Source organism: Streptomyces sp. NBC_01465 (assembly GCF_036227325.1).
Taxonomy (GTDB): Bacteria; Actinomycetota; Actinomycetes; order Streptomycetales; family Streptomycetaceae; genus Streptomyces.
The window spans coordinates 5,549,665-5,561,618 of the sequence record NZ_CP109467.1 but is presented as its reverse complement, the minus strand read 5'-3'; the positions used below and the strand labels follow the sequence as shown (position 1 = coordinate 5,561,618).

General features: G+C 71.0%; 15 protein-coding genes. 6 read left to right on the top strand and 9 right to left on the bottom strand.

Annotation, left to right across the window (positions count from 1 at the left end; genetic code table 11):
- The first annotated feature begins 94 nt into the window (after positions 1-94).
- Genes OG707_RS26245 through OG707_RS26235 form a run of 3 tightly spaced genes read left to right on the top strand, consistent with a single transcriptional unit; the run spans position 95 to position 3,079 of the window.
- A complete protein-coding gene (locus OG707_RS26245) occupies positions 95-1,381 on the top strand; it encodes a magnesium transporter MgtE N-terminal domain-containing protein (protein ID WP_329122422.1) in 1,287 nt (428 codons plus the stop codon).
- Positions 1,371-1,901: a DUF1003 domain-containing protein gene (locus OG707_RS26240; protein ID WP_329122420.1), complete on the top strand. Its 531-nt coding sequence runs from the start codon at positions 1,371-1,373 to the stop codon at positions 1,899-1,901. Before OG707_RS26245 ends, OG707_RS26240 begins: the two co-directional genes overlap by 11 nt.
- A 44-nt stretch (positions 1,902-1,945) precedes the next feature.
- Positions 1,946-3,079 carry an Mrp/NBP35 family ATP-binding protein gene (locus OG707_RS26235; RefSeq protein ID WP_329122419.1) on the top strand — a complete coding sequence of 378 codons (1,134 nt, stop codon included), beginning with the start codon at positions 1,946-1,948 and terminating at the stop codon, positions 3,077-3,079.
- Positions 3,080-3,239: 160 nt separating this feature from the next.
- Here OG707_RS26235 and OG707_RS26230 read toward each other — a convergent pair whose 3' ends face one another.
- The 5 genes from OG707_RS26230 to sigE form a co-directional block, all read right to left on the bottom strand.
- Positions 3,240-3,881 carry a hypothetical protein gene (locus OG707_RS26230; RefSeq protein ID WP_329122417.1) on the bottom strand — a complete coding sequence of 214 codons (642 nt, stop codon included), beginning with the start codon at positions 3,879-3,881 and terminating at the stop codon, positions 3,240-3,242.
- Between the two features lie 60 nt (positions 3,882-3,941).
- Positions 3,942-4,403, bottom strand: coding sequence for a sec-independent translocase (locus tag OG707_RS26225; RefSeq protein WP_329122415.1), 462 nt, complete (start codon positions 4,401-4,403; stop codon positions 3,942-3,944).
- A gap of 114 nt (positions 4,404-4,517) precedes the next feature.
- Complete coding sequence (locus OG707_RS26220; RefSeq protein ID WP_329122413.1) at positions 4,518-6,011, bottom strand: S1C family serine protease; 1,494 nt, start codon at positions 6,009-6,011, stop codon at positions 4,518-4,520.
- A 70-nt stretch (positions 6,012-6,081) separates the two neighbouring features.
- Complete coding sequence (locus OG707_RS26215) at positions 6,082-6,999, bottom strand: anti-sigma factor family protein (RefSeq protein WP_329122412.1); 918 nt, start codon at positions 6,997-6,999, stop codon at positions 6,082-6,084.
- On the bottom strand, positions 6,996-7,772 hold the full coding sequence (gene sigE, locus OG707_RS26210; protein ID WP_329122410.1) for an RNA polymerase sigma factor SigE: 777 nt from the start codon (positions 7,770-7,772) through the stop codon (positions 6,996-6,998). Before sigE ends, OG707_RS26215 begins: the two co-directional genes overlap by 4 nt.
- 127 nt (positions 7,773-7,899) lie before the next feature.
- Here sigE and OG707_RS26205 point away from each other — a divergent pair, with 127 nt between their 5' ends.
- Entirely contained in the window at positions 7,900-8,565 is a 666-nt protein-coding gene (locus tag OG707_RS26205) for an O-methyltransferase (RefSeq protein WP_329127976.1), read from the top strand.
- A gap of 168 nt (positions 8,566-8,733) precedes the next feature.
- On the opposite strand, the gene OG707_RS26200 is transcribed toward OG707_RS26205, so the two are convergent.
- Complete coding sequence (locus OG707_RS26200; protein WP_003966491.1) at positions 8,734-8,901, bottom strand: DUF3117 domain-containing protein; 168 nt, start codon at positions 8,899-8,901, stop codon at positions 8,734-8,736.
- Positions 8,902-9,014: 113 nt separating this feature from the next.
- Positions 9,015-9,158: a hypothetical protein gene (locus OG707_RS26195; RefSeq protein WP_329122408.1), complete on the bottom strand. Its 144-nt coding sequence runs from the start codon at positions 9,156-9,158 to the stop codon at positions 9,015-9,017.
- A 41-nt stretch (positions 9,159-9,199) separates the two neighbouring features.
- On the opposite strand from OG707_RS26195, the gene OG707_RS26190 reads away from it, so the two are divergent.
- Positions 9,200-10,003 carry an enoyl-CoA hydratase/isomerase family protein gene (locus OG707_RS26190; protein ID WP_329122406.1) on the top strand — a complete coding sequence of 268 codons (804 nt, stop codon included), beginning with the start codon at positions 9,200-9,202 and terminating at the stop codon, positions 10,001-10,003.
- On the opposite strand, the gene OG707_RS26185 is transcribed toward OG707_RS26190, so the two are convergent.
- Positions 10,000-10,581, bottom strand: coding sequence for a DNA-3-methyladenine glycosylase I (locus OG707_RS26185; protein ID WP_329122404.1), 582 nt, complete (start codon positions 10,579-10,581; stop codon positions 10,000-10,002). The two genes, OG707_RS26190 and OG707_RS26185, sit on opposite strands and share 4 nt — an antisense overlap.
- A complete protein-coding gene (locus tag OG707_RS26180) occupies positions 10,578-10,949 on the bottom strand; it encodes a hypothetical protein (protein ID WP_443071394.1) in 372 nt (123 codons plus the stop codon). Before OG707_RS26180 ends, OG707_RS26185 begins: the two co-directional genes overlap by 4 nt.
- Before the next feature lie 100 nt (positions 10,950-11,049).
- On the opposite strand from OG707_RS26180, the gene folP reads away from it, so the two are divergent.
- The gene (folP, locus tag OG707_RS26175) at positions 11,050-11,910 is read left to right on the top strand and encodes a dihydropteroate synthase (RefSeq protein WP_329122402.1); all 861 of its coding nucleotides are present in this window, start codon (positions 11,050-11,052) and stop codon (positions 11,908-11,910) included.
- The last annotated feature ends 44 nt before the right edge of the window (positions 11,911-11,954 follow it).

The following is an 11,954-nucleotide window of genomic DNA, read 5'->3' as shown; positions in this document are numbered from 1 at the left end:
CCGTACGGACGCCCCTCAAAGGCGCCGTCGCCCGCCACGGGCTAGCCTGAACCCTGAATCGCACGGCGGACCTGGGCAGAAGGAGACGCGCTCCATGGCAGCAGGCGCCCCGAGGGTCTTCGTCTCCCACCTCTCCGGCGTCGCGGTCTTCGACCCCAACGGCGATCAGGTCGGGCGTGTCCGCGACCTCGTGGCGATGCTCCGCGTCGGCAACCGCCCGCCCCGGATGCTGGGCCTGGTCGTGGAAGTGGTCACCCGGCGGCGGATCTTCCTGCCCCTGACCCGGGTGACGGGCGTCGAGACCGGCCAGCTCATCACCACCGGCGTGGTGAACATGCGCCGCTTCGAGCAGCGCCCCACCGAACGCCTCGTCCTCGGCGAACTCCTCGACCGGCGGGTGCGGCTGGTCGAAGGGGACGAGGAGGTCACCGTCCTCGACGTATCGATTCAGCAGCTGCCCGCCCGCCGCGACTGGGAGATCGACAAGGTCTTCGTACGCAAGGGAAAGGGCGGAGCACTCCGCCGCAAGGGCGAGACGCTGACCGTCGAGTGGTCGGCCGTCACCGGCTTCTCCCTGGAGGAGGACAGCCAGGGCGCGGAGTCGCTGGTCGCCACGTACGAGCAGCTGCGCCCCGCCGACCTCGCCAACGTCCTGCACCACCTCTCCCCCAAGCGGCGCGCCGAGGTGGCCGCGGTCCTCGACGACGACCGGCTCGCCGACGTCCTGGAGGAGCTCCCCGAGGACGACCAGGTGGAGATCATCGGCAAGCTCAAGGAGGAGCGGGCAGCCGACGTCCTGGAGGCGATGGACCCGGACGACGCGGCCGACCTGCTGAGCGAGCTGCCCGAGGAGGACAAGGAGCGGCTGCTGACGCTGATGCAGCCCGACGACGCCGCCGACGTGCGCCGGCTGCTCTCCTACGAGGAGCGGACCGCGGGCGGTCTGATGACGACCGAGCCGATCGTGCTGCGCCCCGACGCGACGGTCGCCGACGCGCTCGCCCGGGTGCGCCAGCAGGACCTGTCGCCGTCGCTGGCGGCGCAGGTGTACGTCTGCCGGCCGCCGTACGAGACGCCCACCGGCAAGTACCTGGGCACCGTGCACTTCCAGCGGCTGCTGCGCGACCCGCCGTTCACCCTGGTCGGCTCCATCGCGGACACCGATCTGCCGTCGCTGCCGCCGGACACCCCGCTGCCCGCGCTGACCAGCTATCTCGCGGCGTACAACATGGTCTCGGCGCCGGTCGTGGACGCGAACGGGTCGCTGCTCGGGGTCGTCACCGTCGACGACGTACTCGACCATCTGCTGCCCGACGACTGGCGCGAGCGGGACTTCCACGGCGGCGACACCCATGGCGAGGAGGCTCACGATGGGCGCTGAGCCGACCCCCAGGGGCCGTCTGGACCAGCCGCGCGCACCACGGCGGCGGTTCCTGCCCGAGTACGACCCGGAGTCCTTCGGGCGGCTCTCGGAGCAGGTCGCGCGCTTCCTGGGGACGGGGCGCTTCATCGTCTGGATGACGGTGGTGATCGTGGTGTGGGTGGTGTGGAACACCCTGGCGCCGGACGCCTGGCGGTTCGACCCGTTCCCCTTCATCTTCCTGACGCTGGTGCTGTCGCTGCAGGCGTCGTACGCGGCCCCGCTGATCCTCCTCGCGCAGAACCGCCAGGACGACCGCGACCGCGTCAACCTGGAGCAGGACCGCAAGCAGAACGAGCGCTCGATCGCCGACACCGAGTATCTGACCCGGGAGATCGCCTCGCTGCGCATGGGTCTGGGCGAGGTCGCCACCCGCGACTGGATCCGTTCCGAACTCCAGGACCTGGTCAGGGAGCTGGACAAGCAGCGCAGCGTATTCCCGTACGAGCCCTCGGGGCCACGTGACGAAGGCGACCGCTGACCGCCCTTTCCTGAGGTGGGTGTGCGCGCCGTAACATCGGGGTCATGGCTACGGAAGACGCGGTGCTTGAGGCACTGGCGACAGTGAACGACCCCGAGATCCACCGACCGATCACCGAGCTCGGCATGGTGAAATCGATCGACATCGGCGCGGACGGTGCGGTCGCTGTCACGGTGTACCTGACCGTCTCCGGCTGCCCGATGCGCGAGACGATCACCAGCAATGTGAAGGACGCGGTGGCCCGCGTCGAGGGCGTCACCTCGGTCTCCGTCGAACTCGACGTGATGAGCGACGAGCAGCGCAAGGACCTCGCGACCTCGCTGCGCGGCGGAACCGCCGAGCGCGAGGTGCCCTTCGCCAAGCCCGGCTCGCTGACCCGGGTGTACGCGGTCGCCTCCGGCAAGGGCGGTGTCGGCAAGTCCTCGGTGACCGTGAACCTGGCGGCCGCGCTGGCCGCCGACGGGCTGAAGGTCGGCGTCGTGGACGCGGACATCTACGGTCACAGCGTGCCGCGCATGCTGGGCGTGGACGGCAAGCCCACCCAGGTCGAGAACATGATCATGCCGCCGTCCGCGAACGGCGTGAAGGTCATCTCGATCGGGATGTTCACCCCGGGCAACTCGCCGGTGGTGTGGCGCGGACCGATGCTGCACCGCGCGCTGCAGCAGTTCCTGGCGGACGTGTACTGGGGCGACCTGGACGTCCTGCTGCTCGACCTGCCGCCGGGCACGGGCGACATCGCGATCTCGGTCGCGCAGCTCGTCCCGAACGCCGAGATCCTCGTGGTGACGACGCCTCAGCAGGCGGCGGCCGAGGTGGCCGAGCGCGCCGGCTCGATCGCCGTACAGACGCACCAGAAGATCGTGGGCGTCGTCGAGAACATGTCGGGCATGCCGTGCCCGCACTGCGACGAGATGGTCGACGTCTTCGGCACGGGCGGCGGCCAGAAGGTCGCCGACGGTCTGACGAAGACGACGGGCGCCACGGTCCCGGTGCTCGGCTCGATCCCGATCGACCTGCGGCTGCGCGAGGGCGGCGACGAGGGCAAGCCGGTCGTCCTGACGGACCCGGACTCCCCGGCGGGCGCGGCGCTGCGCGCGATCGCGGGCAAGCTGAGCAGCCGTCAGCGGGGCCTGGCGGGAATGTCGCTGGGCGTCACGCCGCGCAACAAGTTCTAGCTGCACGGTTGTGGGCAGGCGTTCCGCACGGCGAGTGGGGTCTCCCCTGCTCGAGCGGAGCCGAGAGCTTGGGGAAGGGTGGGCACAACCGACCACCGGCCCGCACCTTGCCCTAGTACCTCAGGGCACACGGTGCGGGCCGTTCAACGCTCCGGCCGCGCTACGCGTAAACGCTGATGTCCTTCACCACGGAGAACCCGAGCCCGTACGCCGACATGCCGCGACCGTACGCACCGAGCGGGACCCCGCCCTCCGTCGAGCCGGCGAGGACCCAGCCGAACTCCGACTCCCGGTAGGCGAACCGGGTCGCGACGCCGTCCACCGGCAGCGACAGCGAGGACCACTCGGGCCCGCCGAGGTCGTCGGCCAGCTCGAACGCGGTCTCCGTCTGCTGGTCCAGCCAGTCGTCGCGCAGGGTGTGGTCCATCTGCGCCGGCCAGGTGTAGGCGAGCAGCCCCGAACCGGCCAGCCAGGCCGCCGAGGAGACCGAGGTGGCCTCCAGCACGCCCGTGCCGTCGCCGCTGCGCCGCAGCGGGCTGGACGCCACCGTCACCACGACGGCGAAGCGCTCGCGCTCCGGGCCGCTGTCGGCGGTCCGTACGGACGAGGGCTCGTCCCCGTGCCCCGTGGAACCGTGCTGCACCGTGCCGTCGGCAGCCGTGCCGACCTGCATCAGCCAGCGCGGCCCGGTGAAGGCCTCGTCCAGTCCGTACCAGGGAAAAGGCGCGCGCAGGTAATCGTCAACCGTGCGCGGGCCTGCCTGACTCGTCGTCTCCACTGCCTGGCCGCCTCCTCGATCCATCGGGTCCGGCGCGGCCCGCCCCCCTCGGGCGTCCTGACTGCCGGACCAGATGGAGAATACTCAGGTGGCGTCGTCGTCGAAGCGGGGGCGCTCCTCCACGGCCGGCTTGTCGCTCTTCTTCAGCAGGTCAGGGGTGGCGCTGCCGTTGGCAGAAGTGGTCGGCGTGGAGGCCACGGAGCTGGTGGCGCTCTCCTTGCCGGTCACCGTGTCCGCGATGTCGGTGATTTCCTTCTTGAGGTCGAAGCTGCTGCGGATCTCCTTGAGTCCCAGAGCGTCGTCGTCACCGTCGAGCAGGTGCTTGCGCACCAGGTTCTTCGGGTTGAGGTCCTCGAACTCGAAGTCCTTGAACTCGGGGCCGAGCTCCGCGCGGATGTCTTCCTTCGCGCTGTCGGAGAACTCACGGATCTTGCGGATCGTCCGCGTGACGTCCTGGATGACCTTCGGCAGTTTCTCCGGACCGAAGACGAGCACGGCAAGGACAACGAGCGTCACTATTTCAAGTGGGCCTACGTCAGTGAACACGTTGCTTGCTCCTCGTGGCTCCGCGGCCCGAAGGTCGGGGCCGGTCCGGGTTCCGTTCACGGTACCCGGCCAAGCTGTCAGGGCGGTACCTCTGTATGGCCAAGAAGATGACGTTCACGTGCCGCTCGCCGAGCCGAGGGTCAGCACGACGGCCGTCTCGCGCCCCGAACGGTTCACGGTGAGCTTCAGCCGGTCGCCGGGGCGGTGCGCACGGATCTTCACGATGAGCTCCTCACCGCTGTGCACGCGCGCGCCGTCGACCGCGGTGATGATGTCGCCCGCCAGGATCCCGGCCTTGGCACCAGGACCGCCTGCGGCCACCGCCGGGCCGCCGTCCTTCGCCTTGTCGCCGACGCGTGCGCCGTCGCCGGTGAACTGCATGTCGAGCGTCACACCGATCACGGGGTGCGTCGCCCTGCCCGTGTTGATGAGCTCCTCGGCCACGCGCTTGCCCTGGTTGACGGGGATCGCGAAACCGAGGCCGATGGAGCCGCTCTGGGCGCCGGTCGTCCCCGAGCCGTTGTCGGCGGCCCGGATCGCACTGTTGATGCCGATGACGCGGGCCCGCGAATCGAGCAGCGGGCCGCCCGAGTTGCCCGGGTTGATGGGGGCGTCGGTCTGCAGGGCGTCGACATAGCTGATGTCGCTGCCGTCGCCCTTCTCGCCGCCCGCCGTGATGGGGCGCCCCTTGGCGCTGATGATGCCGGAGGTCACGGTGTTGGAGAGGTCGAAGGGGGCGCCGATGGCCACCACGGGGTCGCCGACCTGGACGTTGTCGGAGTTGCCGAGGGGCAGCGGCTTGAGGCCGGAGACGCCGGTGACCTGGACGACGGCGAGGTCGTAACCGCTGTCCTTGCCCACGACCTTGGCCTGGGCGACCTCGCCGCCGCTGAAGGTGACGGAGATCTCTCCGGACCCGGCGGCGGGCGCCACCACATGGTTGTTGGTGAGGATGTGACCCTCGCGGTCGAGGACGAATCCGGTGCCGGTGCCCTGTTCGGTGGCCCCCTTCACATGCAGGGTGACCACACCGGGCAGCGCGCTGGCGGCGATCCCCGCCACGCTGTCGGGTGCCCGGCCCGGGGCCTCCTTGGCCGCCTGCGGGAGCTTCACGTCCGGGGCGATCCCGTCGTTACGCTCGATGTACGCGCCGACGCCGCCGCCCACCACACCGGTGACCAGCGCCAGCAGCACGGCGAACACGATCCCGCCCCTGCGTCTGCGCGGCGCGGGCGGCGGGGGCAGGGGCCGGGCGGCCCAGGGGTCGTAGTTCAGCCACTGCGAGGGAGGCGGCTGCGGAGGTACGAACTCGGGCGCGGGCCCCGGGATCGGTGTGCCCGCCGCGGGGGTGGGCACCGGCCGCTGCACGGGCGGCGCGGGGGCCCAGGGGCCGGGGCCGCCGTAAGGCGGTGTGCTGTACGGGTCGGGTGCGTGCAGCGGCTGCGGACGGCCGGAGGGGCTGTCCTCGGGTGCGGGGCGCTCCGGCACCGGGGCCGGTGCCGGCTGCGGTGGCACATCGGCCACGGGGCCTGCCGGATCGAGCACGTGCCGGTGCTCGGGCCGGCTCCACCACTTCGCCTTCGGCCCCGTGGGCTTCCCGTCGTCCATGCTCGTCCCGCACCCGCCCCAGATCCTGCGTGCCCCGTGGAGGCACCCCTGCTGGGATTCAACCAGGTTGTCAGTGCCGGGTCAGCTGCGGAGCCCCGGCAAGCTGGGTGGCTGCCGGAGTGACGCCGGGACTCGGTGTCACGGGGGGTGTTGATGCGGTCGCCGGTATCAGGGGCGGCAGCGAGGAACCGGTGAGCAGCGCCGCCGAGAGCGGATGCGAGAGGGGGGCCCGCAGCGGGCCCGTCGACACGACGGGCGCGGAGAGCGCCACGACCGAGGACGTACTCGTCGCGGTGACCGGCGGACGGCTCTCCTCCTCGCTCGTCGGCACGGAGGCGGCTCCACCGCCCTGGCGCCGGAGGATTTCCGTACCCACCACGGCCTGACCGCCCGACTGCTGCGGGGCTGCGGTGCCGCCGCCCTGCGCACCGGCCGAAGTGGCGCCTGTGGGCGCTCCGTTCGGCATGGCGCCGCCGAGCGCGATCGCGGCCAGCGAGACCGCACTGGCGGCGGCGAAGGCGAACCTGCGCCGCGAGGAGAACGAGGAGCGGTCGGTGTCCTGGCGGCCGACGGGGTGGATCGGGAAGCCCGCTGCGGCTGCCGGGTGGGGTCTGGCGGGGACGTAACCAAAGGACTCACGGGGGTCCGGGGGGAACCCCCGGGAAGAAGAAGTCAGTCCGTAGACACCGTCGGCGAATCTTCCCCCGCCGAAGGGGCCTGATCCGCCGCGCCCCGTGTCGTCACCTCCGGGTCCGCCGGGCAGCCCCTGCAGGCGCGCGAGCAGTCCCTCGGAGGGCGGTGGCGGTGCGGTCTCGGCGAACACGCTCTTGAGGCGGCGCTGTGCGTCGGCCTCGGCCTTGCATTTGGGACAGCTCGCGAGATGGGACAGGACCCGCTCGCGCACGTCGTGGTTCAGCTCACCGTCGACGAGGGCGGCGAGGCGGTCGCCGAGGTGCTGCTCGGCAGGGGTCGGACCGGATCCACTCACGCGGCCCCGTCCTCTCCACCCACCCCGGAAGAGCCGGAGGTCACCCCGGCCAGCGCACGCTGCTCGGCCCGGCGGGCCTCCGGCGAACGGTGCTGCAGTGCCTTGCGCAGATGTGAGCGGCCGCGGTGGATCCGGCTGCGGACGGTGCCGAGCTTCACTCCGAGGGTGGCCGCGATCTCCTCGTAGCTCAGCCCCTCGATGTCGCAGAGGACGACGGCGGCACGGAACTCCGGGGCCAGCGTGTCCAGCGCGTGCTGCACGTCCGCGTCGAAGTGGGTGTCGTTGAACACCTGCTGCGGGGACGGCTCGCGGCTGGGCAGCCGCTCGGCCGCATCGTCGCCGAGCGCGTCGAAGCGGATGCGCTGCTTGCGGCGGACCATGTCCAGGAAGAGGTTCGTGGTGATGCGGTGGAGCCAGCCCTCGAACGTGCCGGGCGTGTACGTCGACAGCGAGCGGAAGACGCGGACGAAGACTTCCTGGGTGAGGTCCTCGGCGTCGTGCTGGTTGCCGGTCAGACGGTAGGCGAGGCGGTACACCCGGCCGCTGTGCGTGCTGACGATCTCCTCCCACGTGGGCGGAGTCCATGCCTGCGCATCGGCGTCCGAGGTGAACGTCGCGGTCTGGGCCGTAGCAGAGCTGTCGGCAGCAATGTTGGTCACGGATTTCGGCTCACCCGCCGACCTGAGAAAGCGCCGCAGCACTCCTCCCCGATCCACAGGCGCAGCCGCACCTCCCCTGTCGGCTCTGGTGGTGTCCAGTGGAGCCCCTACCATAGCCACCTCGCCCGTTAGCTCCGGATAAGACTGATTGCCGGATTCCTCGTTCATGACCATCCCCCCTGCCCCCTCATAACGCCCGGTCCCATCTGCGGGTTCCCGGGTGCAGCGGATACAGTCAACTCTGCGTCAACTACGGGGACAGGAGAGGGCCATTACCGCCAACCGGCAGACGAGCTGGGCGTTCGCCGACGCCTTTGTCGCCGAGGACGAAGCCCTGCGCTGGGCCCGGGACCGGGCCCGCGACTCAGGGCTGCCCTCGGTGTCACCGGGAACCGGCGCCGCGCTGCGACTGCTGGCCGCGACGGCGGGGGCGAAGTCCGTCGCCGAGATCGGCACGGGGACGGGCGTCTCGGGGATCTATCTGCTGCAGGGGATGCGGCGCGACGGTGTTCTGACCACGGTGGATCCGGAGCCGGAGCGGCAGGGCTTCGCCCGCCAGGCGTTCCGGGCGGCCGGCTTCGCGGGCAACCGGGCCCGGTTCATCCCGGGGCGGGCGCTGGACGTACTGCCGCGGCTCGCCGACGGCGGGTACGACCTGGTTTTCGTGGACGGCGACCGGCTCGAGTCGCTGGATGTGCTCGCTGAATCGTTGCGCCTGCTGCGACCGGGCGGTCTGGTCTGCTTCGAGGGTGTCTTCGCGGACGGCCGCACGGTCGACTCCGCGCATCAGCCGGCGGAGGTACTGCATCTGCGCGAGCTGCTGCGCGCGGTCCGCGAGAGCCAGGAGCTGTTGCCTTCGCTGCTGCCGGTCGGCGACGGGTTGCTCTGCGCGGTCCGACGGGGCTGAGCGGTGCGGCCCCGTCCCCGGGGCTCCGCCCCGGACCCCGCTCCTCAATCGCCGGAGGGGCTTGAGTTTGCCCGATGTGGGCTTGCACGTGCGGGTGGGCATGAGAAACAAACAGCGCTGCCCCCGGCCAGCTCGGCCGGGGGCAGCGAAAAGTTTGGCTTCGGAACGTCAGCCGACGACCTTCTTCAGCGCGTCGCCGAGCGCGTCGGCCTCGTCCGGAGTCAGCTCGACGACAAGCCGACCGCCGCCTTCGAGCGGAACGCGCATGACGATGCCCCGCCCCTCCTTGGTCACCTCGAGCGGGCCGTCGCCCGTCCGCGGCTTCATGGCCGCCATGCTGTTTCCCCTTCCTGAAACCAGCTCATCGCAGCCGACAACCCAGGTGTCACCGGCATCGAACACATTGCTTCCAAGCCATTATCCCGCATCGCAGGACCCGATGACCAACATCAGTCCGCATCGCTTGCGCAACGCGCTCCCTCAAAACCACTCAATTCGGCGATCCTGCTGCGATACTTCGCCGCCTTGACCGCATGTAAGGGCCGTAATTGTTTGACGCAGGTCACATGCGCAGCGTCGATGATCTCCGCCATGCTGAGCAGTGACGACGACTCAGTAACTTTGGAGGGGCCCCATGGCGGACACCGTGCTGTACGAGGTGGCGGACGGACTCGCGACGATCACGATCAACCGGCCCGAGGCCATGAACGCGATGAACATCGTGACGAAGGTCGCCCTTCGCGACGCGGTGCAGGCCGCGGCCTCGGACGATGCCGTACGGGCCGTACTGCTGACCTCCGCCGGTGACCGCGCCTTCTGCGTAGGCCAGGACCTCAAGGAGCACATCGGGCTCCTCGCCGCCGACCGCGAGGCCGGGACCGGGCGGACCATGAACACCGTGCGCGAGCACTACAACCCGATCGTGCGCGCCCTGACCCAGATGCCCAAGCCCGTCGTCGCCGGCGTCAACGGCGTCGCCGCGGGCGCCGGTCTCGGTTTCGCGCTCGCCGCCGACTACCGGGTGGTCGCCGACACCGCGAAGTTCACGACCTCCTTCGCGGGTGTCGCACTCACCGCGGACTCGGGCGTTTCGTGGACGCTGCCGCGCCTGATCGGCCAGAGCCGCGCCGCCGACCTGCTGCTCTTCCCGCGCTCGATCACCGCGCAGGAGGCGTACGAGCTGGGCATCGTGAACAAGCTCGTACCGTCGGCCGACCTCGCCTCCGAGGCGGCCGCCGTGGCGCGCGCCCTCGCCGCGGGCCCGACGGTCGCGTACGCCGCGATCAAGAGGTCCCTGGCGTACGGCGCCGGGCACACGCTCAGCCAGACCCTCGACAGGGAGGACGAGCTGCAGACCATCGCCGGAGCCTCCGAGGACCACGCGATCGCCGTCCAGGCCTTCGTGAACAAGGAGAAGCCGAAGTACCTGGGGCGTTAGCGGGAAGCGCGGACGAAGCAGTCCGCCAGGTGGTCGTCGACCAGGCCGCACGCCTGCATCAGGGCGTAGGCCGTGGTCGGCCCCACGAAGCGCAGGCCGCGCTTCTTCAGCTCCTTGGCGAGGGCCGTGGACTCGGCCGTGATCGCCGGTACGTCGGACAGGGCGCGGGGGGCAGGGCGGGCGCTCTGGTCGGGTGCGTACGACCAGATCAGCTCGTCCAGTTCGCCGCTCCCCCAGCCGCCGAGCACCTTCGCGTTGGCGAGGGTCGCCGCGATCTTGGCGCGGTTGCGGATGATCCCGGGGTCGGCGAGCAGGCGCTCGGCGTCCGCCTCGGTGAAGCGGGCGACCGCCGCGATCTCGAAGCCCGCGAAGGCTTTGCGGAAGCCCTCGCGGCGGCGCAGGATCGTGATCCAGGACAGACCCGACTGGAAGGCCTCCAGACAGAGCCGCTCGAAGAGCGCGTCGTCGCCGTGGACCGGCCGGCCCCACTCGGTGTCGTGGTACGCGACGTAGTCCTCTGCGGACAGCCCCCAGGGGCAGCGCAGCCGCCCGTCGGAGCCCGCGACCGCGTCGCTCACTGCTGCGGCTCCTGTGGGGACATCCGGCCCGTGCGCGCCCCCGCGAGGGCCGCCTCCAGCTCGGCGATACGGGCGTCGCGCTCGGCGAGCTCCGCTCCGAGCCTGCTCAGTACGTCGTCCACGTCGGCCATGCGGTAGCCGCGCACCTCCATCGGGAGCCGCAGCTCCTCGATGTCGGCGCGGCCGACCGGGCGGTGCTCGGGCAGCGGGTCGGTGAGCCGCTCGGGCGCCACGTCGGGCAGCACCGTTCCGTCGCCGCCCACATGGCCGTCGCCTCCGCCGTCACTTCCGCCGTCGCCGCCGCCGACCACCGCGAGCGTCACCGCGGCGACCACCACCACCATCGCGATCAGCAAGAACCAGAACACGCGTATCTCCCCGGGATCCGAAACCGTCCGGTGCCGATCGTGCCATGCGGAGCTGAGAGTTAAGGTCGCAGGCGACCGGATGCGAGGGAAGGTACGGCGAATGTTGCGGTTGGGACGGCGCGAATTCAGCGCACAGGAGCCGGTGATCATGGCGATCGTCAACCGGACTCCGGACTCCTTCTACGACCAGGGAGCCACCTTCCGCGACGAGCCCGCGCTCGCCCGCGTGGAGCAGGCGGTGTCGGAGGGGGCTGCGATCATCGACATCGGCGGGGTCAAGGCCGGTCCCGGCGAGGAGGTCTCGGCACAGGAGGAGGCGCGGCGCACGGTCGGCTTCGTCGCGGAGGTACGGCGGCGCCACCCGGACGTGGTGATCAGCGTCGACACCTGGCGGCACGACGTGGGGGCCGCGGTCTGCGAGGCGGGCGCCGATGTGCTCAACGACGCCTGGGGCGGCGTCGATCCGAAGCTGGCCGAGGTGGCTGCGCGGTTCGGGGCGGGTCTGGTGTGCACGCACGCGGGCGGCGCCGAGCCGCGGACGCGGCCGCACCGGGTGACGTACGACGACGTGATGGCGGACATCCTGCGCGTCACCGTGGGGCTGGCCGAGCGGGCCGTGGAGCTCGGGGTGCGGCGGGACGGGATCATGATCGACCCCGGTCATGACTTCGGGAAGAACACGCGGCATTCACTGGAGGCGACGCGGCGGCTCGGGGAGATGACGGAGACGGGGTGGCCGGTGCTGGTGTCCCTGTCGAACAAGGACTTCGTCGGGGAGACGCTCGACAAGCCGGTGAAGGAGCGGGTCATCGGGACGCTCGCCACGACTGCGGTTTCGGCTTGGCTGGGGGCGCAGGTGTATCGGGTGCACGAGGTCGCCGAGACGCGGCAGGTGCTGGACATGGTGGCGTCGATCGCTGGACTTCGCCCCCCGGCCGTTGCCCGGCGCGGGCTCGCGTAGGCGCAGCGGGGCCGCCTGCCCGGGGCGGGTTCGGCGGTCCGCGT